Source organism: Phenylobacterium sp. (assembly GCF_036563385.1).
Classification (GTDB): Bacteria; Pseudomonadota; Alphaproteobacteria; order Caulobacterales; family Caulobacteraceae; genus Phenylobacterium.
Map to the genome: position 1 here is coordinate 38687 of NZ_DATCML010000015.1, position 18153 is coordinate 56839.

At 70.6% G+C, this 18153-nt stretch carries 14 protein-coding genes; 9 read left to right on the plus strand and 5 right to left on the minus strand.

From position 1 onward, the window contains the following. The 3 genes from VIL67_RS15195 (at position 1) to VIL67_RS15205 (ending at position 3086) form a co-directional block, all read left to right on the plus strand. Complete coding sequence (locus VIL67_RS15195) at positions 1-1167, plus strand: isovaleryl-CoA dehydrogenase (protein WP_332049754.1); 1167 nt, start codon at positions 1-3, stop codon at positions 1165-1167. Next, positions 1164-1595: a DUF3574 domain-containing protein gene (locus tag VIL67_RS15200; RefSeq protein WP_332049755.1), complete on the plus strand. Its 432-nt coding sequence runs from the start codon at positions 1164-1166 to the stop codon at positions 1593-1595. The genes VIL67_RS15195 and VIL67_RS15200 overlap by 4 nt, the downstream gene beginning before the upstream one ends. A gap of 657 nt (positions 1596-2252) precedes the next feature. Then, positions 2253-3086, plus strand: a complete 834-nt coding sequence (locus VIL67_RS15205; protein ID WP_332049756.1) for a flagellin — start codon at positions 2253-2255, stop codon at positions 3084-3086. 325 nt (positions 3087-3411) lie between these two features. Here VIL67_RS15205 and VIL67_RS15210 read toward each other — a convergent pair whose 3' ends face one another. Next, positions 3412-4728 (minus strand): S8 family serine peptidase, encoded by a 1317-nt coding sequence (locus VIL67_RS15210; protein ID WP_332049757.1) that lies wholly within the window; start codon positions 4726-4728, stop codon positions 3412-3414. 760 nt (positions 4729-5488) lie between these two features. Between VIL67_RS15210 and VIL67_RS15215 the strand changes: the two genes are divergently transcribed. Further along, positions 5489-5983, plus strand: a complete 495-nt coding sequence (locus VIL67_RS15215) for an RNA polymerase sigma factor (RefSeq protein WP_332049758.1) — start codon at positions 5489-5491, stop codon at positions 5981-5983. Further along, positions 5980-6651 carry an anti-sigma factor family protein gene (locus tag VIL67_RS15220; RefSeq protein WP_332049759.1) on the plus strand — a complete coding sequence of 224 codons (672 nt, stop codon included), beginning with the start codon at positions 5980-5982 and terminating at the stop codon, positions 6649-6651. The genes VIL67_RS15215 and VIL67_RS15220 overlap by 4 nt, the downstream gene beginning before the upstream one ends. A 252-nt stretch (positions 6652-6903) precedes the next feature. On the opposite strand, the gene VIL67_RS15225 is transcribed toward VIL67_RS15220, so the two are convergent. Beyond that, entirely contained in the window at positions 6904-8691 is a 1788-nt protein-coding gene (locus tag VIL67_RS15225; RefSeq protein ID WP_332049760.1) for a patatin-like phospholipase family protein, read from the minus strand. 255 nt (positions 8692-8946) lie between these two features. Between VIL67_RS15225 and VIL67_RS15230 the strand changes: the two genes are divergently transcribed. Together VIL67_RS15230 and VIL67_RS15235 are read left to right on the plus strand one after the other, a co-directional pair. After that, positions 8947-9630 carry an enoyl-CoA hydratase-related protein gene (locus VIL67_RS15230; protein ID WP_332049761.1) on the plus strand — a complete coding sequence of 228 codons (684 nt, stop codon included), beginning with the start codon at positions 8947-8949 and terminating at the stop codon, positions 9628-9630. A gap of 50 nt (positions 9631-9680) precedes the next feature. After that, positions 9681-10091: a DUF1489 family protein gene (locus VIL67_RS15235; protein WP_332049762.1), complete on the plus strand. Its 411-nt coding sequence runs from the start codon at positions 9681-9683 to the stop codon at positions 10089-10091. Positions 10092-10192: 101 nt separating this feature from the next. Here the strand turns inward: VIL67_RS15235 and VIL67_RS15240 are convergent, their stop codons facing one another. The 3 genes from VIL67_RS15240 to panC form a co-directional block, all read right to left on the minus strand. Then, a complete protein-coding gene (locus VIL67_RS15240; RefSeq protein WP_332049763.1) occupies positions 10193-13012 on the minus strand; it encodes a family 16 glycosylhydrolase in 2820 nt (939 codons plus the stop codon). A gap of 433 nt (positions 13013-13445) precedes the next feature. After that, positions 13446-15632 carry a family 16 glycosylhydrolase gene (locus tag VIL67_RS15245; protein WP_332049764.1) on the minus strand — a complete coding sequence of 729 codons (2187 nt, stop codon included), beginning with the start codon at positions 15630-15632 and terminating at the stop codon, positions 13446-13448. A gap of 217 nt (positions 15633-15849) precedes the next feature. Beyond that, positions 15850-16707 carry a pantoate--beta-alanine ligase gene (panC, locus tag VIL67_RS15250; protein ID WP_332049765.1) on the minus strand — a complete coding sequence of 286 codons (858 nt, stop codon included), beginning with the start codon at positions 16705-16707 and terminating at the stop codon, positions 15850-15852. 136 nt (positions 16708-16843) lie between these two features. Here panC and VIL67_RS15255 point away from each other — a divergent pair, with 136 nt between their 5' ends. Beyond that, on the plus strand, positions 16844-17671 hold the full coding sequence (locus VIL67_RS15255) for a division plane positioning ATPase MipZ (protein WP_332049766.1): 828 nt from the start codon (positions 16844-16846) through the stop codon (positions 17669-17671). A 4-nt stretch (positions 17672-17675) separates the two neighbouring features. After that, positions 17676-18095, plus strand: a complete 420-nt coding sequence (locus VIL67_RS15260; RefSeq protein ID WP_332049767.1) for a J domain-containing protein — start codon at positions 17676-17678, stop codon at positions 18093-18095. Positions 18096-18153: the final 58 nt, after the last annotated feature.

The following is an 18153-nucleotide window of genomic DNA, read 5'->3' on the forward strand; positions in this document are numbered from 1 at the left end:
ATGATCCCCAATCACGGACCCTCCCTCGAGTTCGGCCTCGGCGAGACCGCCGACGCCATCCGCGAGACCACGGCGCGCTTCGCCGCCGACCGCATCGCCCCGCTCGCCGCCGAGATCGACCAGACCAACAGCTTCCCCCGCCAGCTCTGGCCCGAGATGGGCGAGCTCGGCCTCCACGGCATCACCGTCGAGGAGACCTGGGGCGGGCTGGGCCTGGGCTACCTCGAACACGTCGTCGCCATGGAGGAGGTGTCCCGCGCCTCCGCCTCGGTCGGCCTGAGCTACGGCGCCCACTCGAACCTCTGCGTGAACCAGATCCGCCGCTGGGGGACCGACGACCAGAAGCGCCGCTACCTTCCGAAGCTGATCAGCGGCGAGCATGTGGGCTCGCTGGCCATGAGCGAGGCTGGGGCCGGCTCTGACGTGGTCTCCATGCGCCTGCGCGCCGAGAAGCGCGGCGACCGCTACGTCCTCAACGGCACGAAGTTCTGGATCACCAACGCCCCGCACGCGGATACCCTGGTGGTCTACGCCAAGACCTCGCCCGAGGAGGGATCCAAGGGGATCACCGCCTTCCTGGTGGAGAAGGGCTTCAAGGGCTTCTCCGTCAGTCCCAAGCTCGACAAGATGGGGATGCGCGGCTCGGACACCGCCGAGCTGGTCTTCGAGGATTGCGAGATCCCCGAGGAGAACGTCATGGGCCCCGAGAACGGCGGGGTCGGCGTCCTGATGAGCGGCCTCGACTATGAGCGCGCGGTGCTCTCCGCCGGTCCGCTCGGGATCATGCAGGCGTGCCTGGACGTGGTCCTGCCGTACGTCCGCGACCGCAAGCAGTTCGGCAAGCCGATCGGCTCCTTCCAGCTCATGCAGGGCAAGGTGGCCGACATGTACGTGGCCCTGAACTCGGCCCGGGCCTACGTCTATGCCGTGGCGCGGGCGTGCGACGCGGGGATGACGACGCGGTTCGACGCCGCAGGCGCCATCCTGATGGCCAGCGAGAACGCCGTGAAGGTGGCGCTCGAGGCGATTCAGGCGTTAGGTGGGGCGGGGTACACCAAGGAGTTCCCCGTGGAGCGGCTCCTCCGGGACGCCAAGCTCTACGACATCGGCGCCGGGACCAACGAGATCCGGCGCTTCCTGATCGGACGGGAGCTGATCGGCGGATGAGGCGGGCAGGGGGCATCGGTCTGGCGGCGCTGCTGCTGGCGGGCTGCGCCAGCGCGCCCGCGCCTCCCCAGGAGGTTGCGCAAGCCGACCCGTGCCCCGCCGGCCAGGAGCACCTGCGCACCGCCCAGCTGTTCTTCGGCCGCAACCTGGGCCGCGAGCCGACCATCTCCGAGGCCACCTTCACCCGCTTCGTGGACGAAGAGATCACGCCCCGCTTTCCTGACGGCCTGACCATCCTCGACGGCGGCGGCCAGTGGCGCGGCTCGGAGAACCAGCTGATCCGCGAAGCGGCCAAGGTCGTGCTGATCGTCCTGCCCAAGGACAGCGACACCCCGCGGCGCATCGAGGCCGTGCGCGAAGCCTACAAGAAGCGCTTCCAGCAGGAGACCGTCCTCCTGATCACCCAGGCCGCCTGCGTCTCCTTCTAGCTCGCCGCCTCATTCTCCCTTCCTCCCCCGCCCCAGCCTCCTATGCGGCGCCAGCGGGGTAGGCGCTGCGTCAGCTCCCCCTTCCTCCTCGATGGAGGAAGGGCGGGATGGTGGTGGGGGCGTGGGCTGAAGGTGAAGCGCGGGTGGGCGCCAGCGCCCTCCAGCGCGTCTGCGTCCAGGCGTTGCGCACACCACCCCCAACCCTCCTCCATCGAGGAGGAGGGCTTTCGCGCCGGGGCAGCTTCCTACGCGGCGTCAGCAGGGTGCAGGCGCTGCGTCAGCTCTCCCTTCCTCCTCGATGGAGGAAGGGCGGGGATGGTGGCGGGGGCAGTGGGCTGAAGGTGAAGCGCCGGTGGGCGCCAGCGCCCTCCAGCGCCATCTGCCTCCAGGCGTTGCGCCCACCACCACCCAACTCTCCTCCATCGAGGAGGAGGGCTTGAGTTCCGGCCCGGCAAAATATGCTTAGCGAGGCAATAATTGCCGGCCGCAAGTCGGCAATTCCCGCCGCCCGGCAACGGCTGCTCGGCAGCAAACCCTTATCCGGCAAAGGAAAACGCGCAACCTGGCCGTGCGGCCCGAACCTTGCGCGTGTGGACGCGAGCAGAACGCTCCGGGCGTCAAAACGACGTCCGACACTTCGAAAGAAGGACATCGTCCATGCCGTACAACAGCGTGAACACCAATGTGGGGGCGATGGTCGCCCTCCAGAACCTGAACGCGACCAACTCCGACCTGCAGACCACGCAGGCCCGGATCAACACCGGCAAGCGGATCGCGTCGGCCAAGGACAACGGGGCCATCTGGGCCATCGCCCAGAACCAGCGCGCCACGTCCAACTCCCTCAACGCCGTCAAGGAATCCCTGCAGCGCGGTCAGTCGACCGTGGATGTGGCGATCTCGGCCGGCGAGAGCATCTCGGACCTCCTGGTGCTCATGAAGGAGAAGGCCCTCGCGGCCTCCGACACGACCCTCGACGCCAACAGCCTGCAGGCCCTGAACGACGACTTCACGTCGCTTCGGGACCAGATCACCAAGGCTGTGGACAACGCCGTGTTCAACGGCGCCAACATGATCAAGAACGGCGGCACGACCGTGGCCGCCCTGGCCAACGCCGACGCGAGCTCGCTCATCACCGTGCTCGCGCAGGACCTGTCGCTCGGAGGAACCGTGATGGGCGCGCTCACCGCGGCCTCCTCCATCGGCACCCAGTCGGCGGCCTCGGCCATGATCGGCACCCTGAACACCGCGATCATCAACGTCTCCAGCGCGCTTTCGAAGCTGGGGACGGGGTCCAAGTCGCTGGCGTCGCACCTCAGCTTCGTCATGAAGCTGCAGGACACCCTCGACGCCGGGGTGGGCAACCTGGTGGACGCCGACCTGGCCAAGGAAAGCGCCAGGCTCCAGGCGCTCCAAACCAAGCAGCAGCTGGGCATCCAGGCGCTGTCGATCGCCAACGGATCCTCGGCGATCCTGCTCGGCCTCTTCCGCTGAGCCGCGGGCCGCGTCGGCTCCGCCGGCGCGGCCTTCCCTCGGGCTGGATCGCCGCCGGCGGTCCGGCCCGTCTATCTTCGGGTCGAGGCTGGTTCGGGGCGCAGGCGGGGCCGCCGGTCCCCACCGGCGGCCCGCCACCGGGCTCGCGCCAGACGGCCTGCAGGCAGGCCTCTCCATGTCCGTCGCGTCGGCTCCAGTCGCCGGCGGAACGGCAAGTCTCCGTCGCGCCGGCGGGTCTTTGGGGGCGTGTCATCCCTCCGCCTTCACCAACGACGCACGGGCAGCCTTCCATCCGGGGTGGAGCGGAAAAATTCTCGCGTCGGCCTCAGGGGCCGCGGAGCGCGGTGCGCTGGGCCCCCACGCTAGCCGGGTCGGTGCGGACATCGAAGGCGATCAGGCCTTGGCCGAAGACGGGGTCGCGGCCCGTCGGACCGAGGTCCGCGGCCTGGCTGGCCAGCGCCGACACCGCCCGGGCCGCCGCCGCGGGGTCGGGACGTGGCAGCAGGCGCGCCAGGCGCCCGGCCGCGATCGGGGCGGCGAACGAGGTCCCCCGCACCCGCACGAACCCGGCGCCCATGCCGCCGGCCGCCATGTCGGCTCCGGGGGCGGCGAAATCCACGTGCTCGCCGCGCCCGGCTTCCGGCAGCACCCGCCGCCGGCCATCCACCCCGGTGACCGCCACCACGCCCGGATAGGCCGCGGGGTAGAGCGGCGGGGCGGAGGGCCCGTCGTTGCCCACCGCCGCCACCACCAGGTGTCCCCGGGCGGTCAGGGCCTGCACCGCCGCCTGCAGCAGCCGGTTCGGCGGCCCCACCAGGCTGACGTTGATCACCGGGACCCGGTTCTCCGCCATCCAGGCCAGACCCCGCACCAGGGCGGCGACCGACCCGCCCATGGGGGAGGGGCCGTATACATCCGCCACGTACAGGGTGGCGCCAGGCGCCGCGCCGGCGAACGGGCCCCAGGCGCCGGCGATCAGCGAGGCCACCGCCGTGGCGTGGGGCGTGGCCTTGGCGCCGCCGGGCGCGAAGGCGCGCTGGACGAGGCGGGCGCCGGAGAGCGTCGGCTGCTCGCGCGCCACCGAGCCGTCCACCAACCCGACGCGCGCCCCGACGGCGGGCGCGGCGCGCGCGATCACGGGCGCGGGTGCGTTGGCGGCCAGGCCAGTCGCGCCGCCCAGCTGGTAGACGTGGTTGAACTCGTACTGGCCCTGCGGATCGAGCGCGTGCAGCCGCTCGGCGGCCTGGGCGGTGGTCAGGCCGCGCGGCGCAGTCAGCGTCACCACCTGCAGCCCCAGCGCCCCATAGCTGGTTGTTCCGCCGATCGCGAAGCCCGCCCGCCGCGCCTTGTTCAACGCCTCGGCGGTGGGCCCGATCGCCAGGATCTCGCCGCGGACGATCGGCTGGCCGAACGGATCGGGCTCGATCTGCCCCGGATGGTCGCGCAGGAGCCGCTGGGCCTGCTCCCGACGGGTGGGGACCTCGGGCATGTCGACCAGCGGCTGGGACATGGCCGCGGCCACGGCCTCGCCCCTCGTCGCGCTCTCACCGGCCTCGCCCGCACCTCCGCCGTGCGCCGGCGTGCCGGAGAGGCGCTCGCCACGGCCCTCCGTGGCGCGGCCCTCGGCGGGCGGAGACGCCATGCCGCCGGGGCCGGCGAAGGCCCCCGGGCCCGACCGGCCCTGGGCGCCTGGCCCGCCCGCGGAAAGCCCCGGGGCAGAGCCCTGGCCCGGCGCGCCGCCGCCAGCCTGGCCAGGAGGCCCAGATCCGGTCTGTCCCGGAGGTCCGCCGCCGGCCAACCCGGGAGGTCCGCCGCCCGACTGCCCGGGTGGCCCCGACCCGGTCTGCCCGGGAGGTCCGCCGCCCGCCACGCCTGGGGGAGCGCCGCCGGCCAGACCTGGGGGGCCGCCGCCCGCGAGCCCAGGCGGGCCGCCGCCATCCAGGCCTGGCGGTCCGCCCCCGCCGACGCCGGGCGGGGCGCCGCCGGGAGGACCACCACCGGCTTGGCCGGGCGGCGCGCCGCCTCCGAGCCCGGGCGGGCCGCCGCCGGGGGGAGCACCACCGGCTTGGCCGGGCGGGCCGCCGCCAGCCTGGCCCGGCGGGCCGCCGCCTGGGGGCCCGCCGCTTGGGGGTCCACCGCCCGGAGGCCCGCCGCCTGGAGGCCCGCCGCCTGGAGGCCCGCCTCCGCCGCCGCCATTCTGGGCAAACGCGACGCCCGCCAGGCCAAGCGCCGCCGACGCGCCCAGCACCAGGGCGGCGCGACTGAGGCGACAGAGGCGACCGGCTTGCGGCATGCTGGGCCTGCTCCTATGGCTGCGCTTGCGCGCGCGCTTTGGTGTTCTTTGGACCTTAACGGATGAAACGCACCTTGCGGTTCGTTTCATCCCTGTAGAAGGCGATACCTTGCCCGAGATCCGGAGCCAGATCGTCGCGCTCCTGCCGCGCCTGCGCCGTCTGGCGCGGGTGTTGACCCGGGACACCGTCGATGCCGACGACCTGGTTCAGCTGACGGTGGAGCGGGCGCTTTCGCGGACGGACCTGTACCGGCCAGGGACTCGCCTGGACAGTTGGATGTTCCGGATCATGAAGAACGCCTGGATCGACGAGAGCCGCGCCCGCGGCCGCCGCGGCGTGGTGCTGGCGGCCGAGGAGGACGGGCTGCAGGTGGGCTCGGATGGCGCTGGCGCCATGGAGGCCCGGCTCGCCGCCCGCGAGGTGGAGGCCGCCATGTCGACCCTGCCCGAGGACCAGCGGATCGCCGTCGCCCTGGTGCTGGTCGAGGGCCTGTCCTACCGCGAGGCGGCCGAGGTCCTGGAAGTGCCCGAAGGCACCCTGACCAGCCGCCTGGTGCGCGGCCGGCAGGCCTTGATCAGCCGCCTCGGGGAGGCCGCCCGATGAGCCGCGAAGAACGGGTGATCGCCTACGTCGACGGCGAGCTGGGCGCGAGCGACGCCGCGGCCTTCGAACGCGACCTGGCGAGCGACGCCGCGCTGGCCGCCGAGGTCGACCAGCAGCGCCGGCTCCGCGAACGCATTCTGTCCGCCTACGGAGCAATCGCCGAGGAGCCGACGCCGGATCGGCTGGTCCTGTCCGCCTGCGCCGCGAACCAGAACCGGCGCTTCGGCTGGCGCCACTGGGCCGCCATCGCCGCCTCCCTGGCCGTGGGCGTCACTGTCGGCTTCGTCGTTCCCCACCAGCGCGGCGCCCTGGCGGCCCACGACGGGGTCCTGGTCGCCCGGGCCGGACTTGCGCAGGCCCTGGAGACCCAGCTCGCCTCCGACACCGGCCCGATCCGGGTCGGCCTGAGCTTCAAGGACGCCGACGGCGACTACTGCCGCACCTTCCAGAGCACCCCCGACCGGCTGGCCGGCCTGGCCTGCCGCGAGAACGGCCGCTGGATCGCCCACGCCACCCTCGCCTGGAGCCCGGCGCCCGCCCCGCAGTACCGCACCGCCGGCTCCGAGCTGCCGCCCGCCGTGCTCACCGCCGTCGACGAGCTGATCGCCGGCGACCCGCTGGACGCCGCCGCCGAGCGCGCTGCCCGCGACGCTCGCTGGCGTCGCTGACCTCCAGACAGACGAAAGGCCGCCCCATCGCTGGAGCGGCCTTTCCATAGTCGGTCCGCAGAACGGTCCCGAACCATCACCGAACCGGTGGTTAGGCGCGGACCTCAGCGGAGGTCCAGGTCACGGTCACCGAACTACGGATGAAACTATGAGACACTGGATCACCTCCTTTCAACTGTTGAACAGGGATGAGGAATATGGGGCCCCTCCTGGTCCAGCGCAAACGCCGCCGTAGTCTTTCTCGTCTTGCCGTCAGCCTGCCGAGGCGATGAGCATCCGGCCGCCTCGCTGCTCGTCCAGGCTCGGGCGACGCCGCAGCTCCTGCACAGGCCGGTCCAGCTTCTCCAGCGCCTGGCACATCGCCCGGTACCCGGCCTCGACGGCCGGCTCATAGGCGGCGAAGTCGCGGATCTCGACGCCGCCGACTTCCGGCATCACCAGCAGGTCGGTGGCCTCGCGCGCTGCGATCAGGTCGCGCCCGGACGAGACGGTCGCCGCCCGCATCAGCAGCGACACGATGGGCGGCCCTTTCCGCCATTGGCCTGAAAGGAGCCAGCGGAGCGCCGACTCCGGCCGCGCCACCTGGCCGGCGGTGATGCTGCGGCCGCCGCTGACGTCGACGCCGACGATCGGGCCGGGCTGGGCCGCCCGCATGACGTCCGCCGGGAAGTTCTTCAGCACCGCGCCATCCACCAGCACCTGATCGCCCTCGGTGGCGGGCGGCATCACGCCGGGGAGCGAGATGGTCGCGCGCAGCGCCTTGCGCAGCAGCCCTTGGCGGTGGAGGTGATACGCGCCCGTAGTGAGGTTGGACGACAAGCAGAAGAAGGGCAGCCAAAGATCGGCGATCTCGGTGTCGCCAAAGTGCTCAGCAAGCCGGTGACCCACCTTCTCACCGCGGGTCATGGCCAGGATCGGCAGGGCGATGTCGTCCAGCGGGCTCGAGTTGACGAACGCCGCCTGGATCCGGTGGTGCAACTCGGCGTCGTCCCATGCCATGGCCACGCCAGCGGCAATGATCGCTCCCATGGAGACGCCGCCCACGAAATCGATAGGCACGCCGTGCTCGTGCATCGCCCTTACCGCGCCCACGTGGGCATAGGCGCGGGCGCCGCCGCCGGAGAGCACCAGGCCGACAGACTGGCCGGTGAGCACCCGCGCGAGCCGCTTCAGGTCCCCGTCGTGCTCGCGGCGCAGATGGAAGACCTGCGCCGGCTGCACCGCGTCCATCCAGAGCTCCGAGCCAGATGGCGCAGCGGCGGTCTGTGGCTGGAGGAGGATCAGGTCGACAAGTTGCTGCGCCTGTAGGGGCGCGGCGAGGTAAGCGTTCGCCGTCGCCTTGGGCGGCGCGCGATCACCTCGCCCCACCCGGAACAGCCGATCCACCTGTCGCGAGACCACGTGCCGCCACCCAAGGTCGGTGGTCTCGGCCACGTAGAGGACGAAGTCGTGCGTCCGCTCGACTTCGGAGAACCACTCCGTCGGGGCGGACTGGGCCTCGGAACCGACGCAGGTCACGCAATAGCCGAGGCGAGTGATCTCCAGCGCCAGGCGTTCGACCATGGCGCGCAACAGGCCGGGCTGCCCCACCGGCGTGAAGCCGAATACCGAAGGCTCCCCACTGGCGCCGCGCCGCACCGCCTGGCGTGTGCGCAGGATCATCAGGCGCGCGAGCTCGGTCATGACCGAGCCGTCGGCCTCACAGGCCTCGAAGAAGGCGTCGCGGGGGAGGGCGAAGATCTCCGAGTCCCGCAGGGCGACTACGTCGGCGGAGTGCGGCGCCCCTGCGATCAGAGACATCTCGCCCGCCGGCTCGCCTGGTCGGATCACGCCGAGGAACTGCGGCTCCTGACCCTCTTCCCGGCGAAAGGCGCCGAGCCGCCCGGCGCGTACGAAGTAGAGATGGTCCGCCGGATCGCCGGCCGCGTACAAGGTCTGTCCGCCGGGGAGGGAAAACCAGGTGGCGTCCCCCTGCGCGCGCTCCTGGTTGAACAGCCGGGCGAGCGCCGAATCGTTGGGGATGTCCGGGAGTCTGGCCACAGGGCCGGAAGCTAGCGTTGCTGTAGCCTCGCCGCTATGGCTCGTGGGAGCCCGCGACCTTCCGCCCCGGCTCGAGCGTTCTGCTGCCAGGAGGACCCATGAGCAATCCCATCGTCGATCCCCTGGTGGAGGTTCCCGACACCAGCGCCACCACCAATCTGGTCGCTATCGACGCCACTGTCGAAGGGGCGGTGACCGTCACCTTGAACCCGACCGCAGCGGAAGAACGCCTTCGACTCCGACCTGATCTCCGCCATGGAGGAAGCCTTCCGCACTCTGGCCGGGGCCGAGGGGGTCCGGGTCGTGTTCGTGCGTGGCGCTGGGGGCACGTTCAGCGCCGGCGCTGACCTTGAATGGATGCGCGCCGCCGCGGACCGCTCTGAGGCCGATAATCGAGCCGACGCCATGGACCTGGCCGTGATGCTGAAGCAGCTGTGGGATATGCCCATGCTGACGGTCGCCCTTGTCGAAGGCGGGGCCTTTGGCGGCGGCGCCGGGGTCGCGGCGGCCTGTGATCTGGCGATCGCCACGGCGGATGCGCGGTTCAGTTTCTCCGAGACCAGGCTGGGCCTCGTACCGGCGACCATCAGCCCCTATGTCGTCCAGGCCATTGGCCCGCGGAACGCCCGCGGCCTGTTCGCCACCGCCCGAGTGTTCGACGCCGCCTTCGCGGAAAGGATCGGCCTGGTCAGCGAGGTCGCGGCCGACGCCGCGGCCCTGGACGCCGCGCGCGACCGCATCGCCCGTGAGATTCTGGCCTGCGGCCCCGCGGCCGTCGCCGGGTCCAAGCGCCTGGTGGCGGAGGTCTACGGGCGCGAGATCGACCGAGGGCTGCTCGACCTCACCGCTCACCGGATCGCTGCAGCCCGGGTGGGGGAGGAAGGTCAGGAGGGCGTGCGGGCGTTCCTGGAGCGGCGCAAGCCGCGCTGGGCCGAGTGAGGCGGGGCGCCGCACTGGAATCCCGACGCGCCGCGCCCTAATCGAGGGGCATGGCGCTTCATATGATCAAGCTCTGCGTCGGCGCAGAGACCATCGAGGATCTCCTCGAATGGCGACGGACACAGTACGCCCAGGGTCAGCCCTGGACCCTGCGCACCCGGCAGACGCCCAAGCGTGCGCCGGAGATGATCGAAGGCGGTTCGCTCTACCGTGTCTTCAAAGGGGTCATTCTCTGCCGCCAACGCATCGTCGCCGTCGAGACGGTGGGGGAGGGCGTCAACGCCCGCTGCGAGGTGACGTTGGACGAAGAGATCGTGCGCGTCGCCCCGACCCCCAGGCGAGCCTTCCAGGGCTGGCGCTACCTGGAGCCGAAGGACGCCCCTGAGGATTTGGCGATGGAAGCGTTCGGCGAGGCGCCCCCTGAGCTGGCGAGGCAGCTGCGCGAACTCGGCGCCTGGTGACAATCCCCCAATGAAAGAAGGCGCTGCTCCGGGCCCGGAGCAGCGCCTCAACCCTGCAGGGCGACGGACTCCCTTGTTCGGGAGGAAGCCCGCCTCGACCCTTACTGGAACAGCCAGTCGGAAGCCGTGAGGCTCGCCGGCGACACTCCCGCGAGGGTCGTGATCTGGTACGGCCACGGGTTGGCCGCACCAGCACCGTCGGTGTCCACCAGCACGCGCGTGCCGCCGGCCCCGTCGGATTCAAGTTTCAGATATCCGTCGGCGATGGGGTTGGTCCCCTGATAGCCGACTTGGTCGAACAGCGGGCGCAGGTCGATCTTGTCCGCGCCCGGCGTGAAGTCGGCCACGCGGCCGGCGTTCCACGGCAGCTTGTCGAACACGAAGTGGTCCGCGCCGGCGCCGCCGACCAGCCGGTCGGGCCCCTGCCATGCGGTCAGGGTGTCCGCACCCGCGCCGCCCGTCAGCGTCTCGCCGTAGGTGGTGGAGGTCAGGACGACGCCCGGAGACGTCGGTGCAGGCGGCGGAGGGGTCACCGCGCCCGATCCGTTGAACACCTGCGCGGCGGTCAGACCGGCCGGGGAGACGCCCTGCAGCGTCACGACGTGGAAGGACCACGGGTTCGCCGTGCCAGCCGCGTCGGTGTCGAGCATCACCTTCGTGCCGCCCGCGCCGTCGCTCTCGAAACGAACGTAACCATCGGCGATCGGGTTCGCGCCGTTGTAGCCGCCGGCGTAGAGGGCGGACACATCGAGCCTGTCCACGCCGACCTGGAAGTCGGTGATCTTGCCTGCGCTCCAGGGCATGGCCTGGAAGCGGAACACGTCAGCCCCAGCGCCGCCGGTGAGCTTGTCGGCCCCTTGGCTGGCGTTGATCGTGTCCGTGCCCGCACCGCCGGCGAGCGTGTCGCCGTGCTGGGCGAAGGTCACGGTCGCCCCGGCCGCAGGCGCGGGAGGCGGGGGGGCGGAACCGCCGGCATCGCCACTCGCCGGAGGCGGGGTCGTCGCCGCGCCCGAGCCGCTGAACACCTGAGAAGCGGTCAGGCCGACGGAGGAAACGCCCTGGAGCGTGACCACATGGAACGACCACGGGTTCGCCGTGCCCGCCGCATCGGTGTCGAGCATCACCTTCGTGCCGCCGGCGCCGTCGCTCTCGAAGCGAACGTAGCCATCGGCAACGGGATTCGCCCCATTGTAGCCGCCCGCGTAGAGCGCCGAGATGTCCAGCTTGTCGACGCCGACCTGGAAGTCGGTGACCTTGCCGGCGCTCCAGGGCGTGGCCTGGAAGCGGAAGACGTCCGCGCCAGCGCCGCCCGTCAGCTTGTCGGCGCCTTGGCTCGCATTGATCGTGTCGGTCCCTGCGCCGCCCGTAAGCGTGTCGCCATGCTGGGCATAGCTCAGCGTCGCGCCGGCCGAGGAGGGCGGGGGCGGAGGCGGAGCCGTGTTCGAGTCGCCGGTGTCGCCGCCGACCGGCGGCGGGGGCGCGCCCGTGCCCGTGCCCGTGCCGGTGCCCGTTCCTTCGCCGAGCGCGTAGGCGCGGATGTAGTCGATCTTCAGTTCCGCAGGCAGGTGCGCGTTGGTGATCGCGCCGCCCCAGCCGCCCAGCGCCAGGTTGGCGATCATGAACATCGGTTTGTGCATGTCGGCCGGCGTCGCCTGGCGGAACACTTCGACGCCGTCGATGTACCAGACGATGTTCTCAGCCGTCCAAAGCGCGCCGTAGGTGTGGAAGCCGTCAGTGGTGTCCGGGGTGAACGAGAGGATCCCGTGCGAGGTGTGGCCGCCGACGCCCGAGTGCTCGGTGGTCCAGGTCCCGCGGGGGTCGGAGGTCAGCGCCTCCATGACGTCCAGTTCCGGCGGCCAGGAGCCGTCCGCCGGGATCAGCCAGAAGGCCGGCCATGCGCCCGCGGCGGAGGGAATGTCCGCCCGCATCTCGAAGTAGCCGTAGGTCTGGGCGTGGCTCTCTTTCGTGGAGATGAAGCCGGAGGTGTAGCCGTAGCCGAAGATCTCCGCGTTCGTGGAAGGCTTGGCCCAGATCGAGAGGGTGCCGTCGTCGTTCGACACGAACGGGCTCTCGCCGAAGTCGCCGTTGTGACCGCGGAAATACGGCGAGGTGTAGATCTGCTTCTCGTTGTTCGAGACCAGGGTGTAGCTGCCGACGCCCTGTTCGCCCTGATAACCAAAGTCCGGGCGCCACACGCCGGTCGGATTGCTCTGGGCGTCCCATAGCGACAGCTTGCCGGTGAACTCGTCGCCGAACGTCTGGGCGCCGAGCGAGCCGCTGTCGAACTGCAGCTGGAAGTTCTTGGCCGTGAACTGGCCGACCGAGGCGTTGCGGAACAGCAGGGCGTCGCCGCCGCCGAGGTCCAGCTTCACGTCCGCGCCCACCTGGGTCAGCTTCGTCTGCACCTGGGCGAAGGAGGTGAAGCCCGCCTTCAGGCGGACCACGTCGTCGGCCGCGCTGAAGTCCTGGATGACGTCGTTGCCTTCGCCCTTGTAGACGATGAACACGTCCTTGCCGGCGCCGCCGGCCAGCACGTCGAGGCCCTTGCCGCCGTAGAGCTGCTGCACGCCGGCGCCGCCCTCGATGACGTTGTCCTGCCCGTTGCCGGCGCCGTAGGTGCTGTCGCCGCCGACGAAGACGTTCTCGAAGTTGGCGTAGTCGTCGAGGTAGATGCTCTGCCAGCCGGCGATCTTGTCGACCCCGCCGCCGGCCAGCTCGGTCACCGTAAACTGGCCCTTCAGCGCTTGCAGCCAGTAGGTGTCGTCCCCGGCGCCGCCCACAGCCGTGTCGCCGACGCCGACCCACAGCGAATTGGCCGCGGAAGTCCCCGTCAGGACCTCGACGGCATCCGTGCCCCAGAAGTCAGACACAGGCGCAGCGGTCTCGGCGGCGCGGACGCCGTCGTACTTGAAGTACGTCATTGTGGTCTTTCCCGTCTCTCGAAGGCGGGCCCGACCCCGCCGTCGTCGTCTTGGCCCCGACAGCCGAACGACGAGTAAAAGCTAGCGACGACCTGCGGCGCGCACCCTTGTCAAAGTTGTCGCACACCGCTGCCGTAGGGTGGGGTTGACAACCAGCGGTGATCAATAAGTACAAGCTTCACCGTAGGGCGCCTTATAGCTAAGGCTGTTCCGTAAGTGGCTGTGTCGACGCTGAATTTAATGAAACAAACTTGACCTTGGGCGGCAGTCACTGCGGCTCAGCTGATGTGCTGAAGGTTACCCGGATAGCGCGTAATGAAGCTGTGCTGTGGCGCCTTGTCACAGCTAAGTTGTGCGCAGGCGCCGCACCTGGCGGGTGCGGCGCCTGCGGCGGGCAGCCGCGACGTCTGCGACCAGGCGTCGCGAACCAATGTTACGCGATGAACAGCCAGCCAGCCGGCAGGTCGCCGAGCTGCACCCCCTGGAGCACCACGCGGTCGCCTGCCCCTATGGAAACGACCACGTCGGCGCCTTCCTGCGCCACGGTGTAGGTGGTGCCGGCGTCCAGTTGCACGCGGTCGCCGTCCCCGACTCGGAAGTCGACGATCAGGTCGAGCCCGGCTCCCGAGAAGCTGTGGAAGATGTCCGCGCCGGTCCCGCCCGTCACTGTGTCGTCGCCACGGTCCCCGGACAGCCAGTCGTCGCCCTCGTTGCCCATCACGACGTCGGCGCCCTGACCGCCGCGCACCAGGTCCGCCCCAAGGCCGCCGAAGCAGCTGTCATCACCGAGGTTTCCATAGACGAGGTCGTCGCCCGCGTCGCCGAGTAGGGTGTCTTGGTCCTTGCCGCCGAGCACCCAGTCGTTGCCGTGCCCTCCGGAGACAAGGTCGTCGCCCAGGTTGCCCTGCAGACGGTCCCACCCGTCGCCGCCATACAGCCGGTCTGCGCCAGCTCCGCCTTCGAGCAGGTCCTCCCCGTCGCTGCCGTTCAGCATGTCGTCGCCGGAAGCGCCCTGGAGGCTGTCGCCCCCGGAGCGGGCCACCAGGACGCGGGGCGCGGTGTCCGCTCCCCCGCCCGAGTAGCTGCCGCCACCCCCGGTGGAGGGGGAGGGGGAGGGGGCGGGCGCGGGGGGCGGCGCTGGCGCGGGTGCGGGCGCCGGGGGCGGCGTGGTCGTCACAGGCGCCGGCTCTGGGACCGGAGCCGGCGCGGGCGTCGGCGTCGCGGTCGGCAGTTGGTAGGCGCGGATATAGTCGATGCGCATTTCCGCCGGGAAGTGAGCGGGGTCCACCGTCCCGGCCCAGCCGCCGAGCGCCAGGTTGGCGATCATGAACATTGGCTTGTTCATGTCGGCCGGCGTGGCCTGGCGGAAAACTTCGACGCCGTCGATGTACCACGCGATCTCGCTGGAGGTCCAAAGCGCGCCATAGGTGTGGAAGCCTTCGCCCGGGGCGAGATTCTGGATACCCTTCGAGCCGTGGGCGGCAGGCGTGCCCCAGTGGGCCGTTGTCCAGGCCACGCCGTCGTTGCTGAGGGATTCCATGATGTCGAGCTCGGGCGGCCAGGCGCCGTCCGCTGGCAGCATCCAGAACGCGGGCCAGGCGCCCACCGCGTCCGGCAGGTCCGCCCGCATCTCGAAGTAGCCGTACGTCTGGCTGAAGGTGCCCTTCGTGCTGAGCATGCCCGAGGTGTAGCCGTAGCCAAACAGCTCGGTGTTCGTCGACGGCCGCGCCCAGATCGAGACCGTGCCGTCGCCGTTCACCTTGAACGGCGACTCGCCGAAGTCGCCCGCGTGGTCCCGGAAATAGGGCGAGGTGTAGATCTGCTTCTCGTCGTTGCTCACGAGCGTGTAGCTGCCGGCGCCCTGCGTGCCCTGGTATCCGAAGTCGGTGCGCCACACGCCGCCTGGAGCGCTCTCCGGATCCTTCAACGACAGGGTGGTGAATTCGTCGGCGAAGGTCTGGGTGAATCCGGTCAGGTCCAGCTGCAGCTGGAAGTTCGCCGCGGTGAGCTGGCCGACGGCGAGGTTGCGGAAGATCAGCCCGTCGCCGCCACCCAGGTCGAGCTTCACGTCGGCGCCCATCTGGCTGAGCTTCGCCTGCACCTGCGCAAAGGTGGTGAAGCCCGCCTTCAGCCGGACGGCGTCGGCCGCCGCGCTGAAGTCCTGGATGACGTCGTTGCCCTCACCCTTGATGACGATGAACACGTCCTTGCCAGCGCCGCCGACCAGCACGTCCTGACCCTTGCCGCCGTAAAGCTGCTGGGCGCCGTCGCCACCGACGATGACGTTGTCCAGGTCGTTGCCCGCGCCCCAGATCCCGTCGAGGCCGACCGACAGGTTCTCCACGTGAGCGAAGTTGGCGAGATCCACGCTCTGCCAGGCCTTGATCGTGTCCAGCCCGCCGCCGGCGGCTTCGGTGATCGTCAGGTAAGGCAGGTGGGTCTGGAACCAGTAGACGTCGTCGCCGGCGCCGCCGACCAGCACGTCACCCTTAGAGGCGCCGTAAAGGTTCTCGGCTGCGGCGGTGCCGGTCAGGGTGTCCGCCCCGGAAGCGCCATTGAGGTTCAGGCTCGGCTCGCCAGGCAGCGTCGTCGCCGTGCCGTCGTACTTCAGATAGGACATGACTGAATTCCCCCCCCGGACGCCCGCCGGACTCGGCCAAGCTAGCGGAGGAGGGTTGCTGGCCCGTTCAGACGGACTGTCGCAGAGCTTCGGTCATGTGGCTGAAATGGCTAAGCTTATCGGCGCCTAGAACACGGAACTCGTTGAGTTTGTAGCTTGGCCATAAGGCCCGCTAAGCGCGCGAAGCGTAGCTATGCGGCACAACGCCACAGTTACGCTAGACAGCCATGTTGTCGATCAGCCGCGTCCGGCCGATCACGGCGGCGGCGAGGATCCGCGCCTCGCGGTCCAGGGGGCCGGGGCCGAGTCGAGAGAGGTCGTCCGGATCGCGGACCTCGACATAGTCCACCTTCTGAAAGCCGGCCTGCTCGAGCGCGGCCACGGCTGCGGCCTCTACCGCCAGCACCGGCTGCCCCGACCGCAGATGAGCCACGGCGGCCTGCAGCGTCAGGTTCAGCTTGGCCGCGACGGCGCGCTCGTCAGGATTGAGGTATGTGTTGCGCGAGGACAGAGCGAGGCCGTCGGTGGCCCGCGCCGTCGGGCCGCCGAGGATCTCCACCGGAATGTTCAAATCGCGCACCAGGCGGCGGATGACCTGCAGCTGTTGGTAGTCCTTCTCGCCGAAGACGGCGATGTCGGGGCCGCACTGGAGGAGCAGCTTGGCGACCACGGTCGACACTCCGTCGAAATGTCCGGGCCGCGCCGCGCCGTCGAGCGGCTCGGTGATCCGCGCGACTGTCACCTTCGTCGCGTAGCCTTCCGGATACATCTCCGCCACGGTGGGCGCGTAGAGCAGGTGGCAGCCGGCGCCCGCCAGCAGTTCGGCGTCCCGCGCCTCTCCCCGGGGGTAGGCGTCGAAGTCCTCGTTGGGCCCGAACTGGGTCGGGTTGACGAAGACGCTCGCCACGACGCGGTCGGCCTTGGCGAGCGCCATGCGCACCAGCGACAGATGCCCCTCGTGGAGGGCGCCCATGGTGGGGACGAAGCCGATTCTCAGGCCCTCGGCCCGCCAGGCGCGCACCTGCGCGCGAAGGTCGGCGACGGTGCGGGCGGTGGGCAGCGGGAGTTCGGCCATGGTGTCGCTTATGGCCGAGCCCCAGAGTCGGGTCCATCCACAGCGCGGCGGCAAAGCGCGCGTTGACCCGACTCTCTCCTGTCGGTCACCTAGGGCCCAAATGGGCTGCGTCCGGCGGTCCTCCAGGAGATCACGCATGGCGAGCGTCATCGTCGTCGGGAACGAAAAGGGTGGGGCGGGCAAGTCCACCCTGGCCATCCACATCGCGGTCGCTCTGCTGCATGGCGGCGCCAAGGTCGCTGTCCTGGACCTCGATCTGCGGCAGCAGACCATGGGCCATTTCTTCGCCAACCGCGCCAAGTGGCTGGCGGCCAATGGCGCCGAGGCGCCCATGCCGGTGGAGCATGCGATCAGCTCGGCGGGGGATGCGCTCGCCAAGTCCGACGACGCCGCCCAGCTGGCGCGGTTCCAGGACGCCTTCGCCGAGGTCTCGGCCGCAGCGGACTTCGTGCTGATCGACACGCCCGGGGCGGACACCGCGATCAGCCGCGCCGCCCACGCCAAGGCGGACCTGATCGTGACGCCGATGAACGACAGCTTCGTCGACTTCGACATGCTGGGCGTGGTGGATCCGGTGACCCTGGAGCTCACCCGCCACAGCCTCTATTCCGAGACCGTCTGGGCCTGCCGCAAGCAGCGCGCCACCGTCGAGCGCAAGCAGATCGACTGGGTGGTGCTGCGCAACCGCCTGGCGCCCACGGAGGCGCGCAACCGCAAGCGTCTCGACGAGCGCATCACAGCCCTGTCGCGGAAGGTGGGGTTCCGGGTGGGACCCGGCCTGCGCGATCGGGTGATCTACCGTGAACTCTTCCCGTTCGGCCTGACCATCGCCGACCTGTCGCCGACCATCCGGCCGGTGGCGATGTCGCTGCAGCACGTAGCGGCGCGCCAGGAGCTGCGGGCGCTGATGACCGCGCTCGGCTTCCAGGGGCTGGACGACGCGGAGAAGATCGCGGCGGAATAGCCGCATGCTCTACCTCGCCCTCGGGGCCGCCGCCCTGGCCCTGATCCTGGCGGTCAGCCGCGGCAAGCCGATGGTCAAGCGGCGCGAGTGGCGGTTCATGGCCGGCGCCCTGGCGATCGCCGCCTTTGCGGCCGCGGCCTGGCTGTGCGTCAGCGGCCGCTGGGGCTCGGGCATCGTGCTGGTGGTGCTGGGCCTCTGGCTCGCCGTCTCGACCCGTCGCACCGGCCTGGCTCCGCGCCCCGCCAGCGGGCGCATGAGCCTGGAGGAGGCGCGCTCCATCCTGGGGGTCGGCCCCGACGCCTCGCCCGCCGAGGTCAAGGCGGCCTACACGCGGCTGATGCGAAGCGTGCATCCTGACAAGGGCGGCACCGCCGGCCTGGCGGCTCAGCTCAACGCCGCCCGCGACCGCCTTCTCGAGAAGTAGACGGCAGGGCCCAACGAAAAAAGGCCCGGGATCGCCCGGGCCTTTCTGTGTTCCAGCT

What these genes read in the sequence shown, in the direction of transcription:
- VIL67_RS15195 (WP_332049754.1), top strand. Translation starts at nt 1, where the DNA reads ATGATCCCCAATCACGGACCCTCCCTCGAGTTCGGCCTCGGCGAGACC.
- VIL67_RS15200 (WP_332049755.1), top strand. Translation starts at nt 1,164, where the DNA reads ATGAGGCGGGCAGGGGGCATCGGTCTGGCGGCGCTGCTGCTGGCGGGC.
- VIL67_RS15205 (WP_332049756.1), top strand. Translation starts at nt 2,253, where the DNA reads ATGCCGTACAACAGCGTGAACACCAATGTGGGGGCGATGGTCGCCCTC.
- VIL67_RS15210 (WP_332049757.1), bottom strand. Translation starts at nt 4,728, where the DNA reads ATGGCGTCTCCGCCCGCCGAGGGCCGCGCCACGGAGGGCCGTGGCGAG.
- VIL67_RS15220 (WP_332049759.1), top strand. Translation starts at nt 5,980, where the DNA reads ATGAGCCGCGAAGAACGGGTGATCGCCTACGTCGACGGCGAGCTGGGC.
- VIL67_RS15230 (WP_332049761.1), top strand. Translation starts at nt 8,947, where the DNA reads ATGGAGGAAGCCTTCCGCACTCTGGCCGGGGCCGAGGGGGTCCGGGTC.
- VIL67_RS15235 (WP_332049762.1), top strand. Translation starts at nt 9,681, where the DNA reads ATGGCGCTTCATATGATCAAGCTCTGCGTCGGCGCAGAGACCATCGAG.
- VIL67_RS15240 (WP_332049763.1), bottom strand. Translation starts at nt 13,012, where the DNA reads ATGACGTACTTCAAGTACGACGGCGTCCGCGCCGCCGAGACCGCTGCG.
- VIL67_RS15245 (WP_332049764.1), bottom strand. Translation starts at nt 15,632, where the DNA reads ATGTCCTATCTGAAGTACGACGGCACGGCGACGACGCTGCCTGGCGAG.
- panC (WP_332049765.1), bottom strand. Translation starts at nt 16,707, where the DNA reads ATGGCCGAACTCCCGCTGCCCACCGCCCGCACCGTCGCCGACCTTCGC.
- VIL67_RS15255 (WP_332049766.1), top strand. Translation starts at nt 16,844, where the DNA reads ATGGCGAGCGTCATCGTCGTCGGGAACGAAAAGGGTGGGGCGGGCAAG.
- VIL67_RS15260 (WP_332049767.1), top strand. Translation starts at nt 17,676, where the DNA reads ATGCTCTACCTCGCCCTCGGGGCCGCCGCCCTGGCCCTGATCCTGGCG.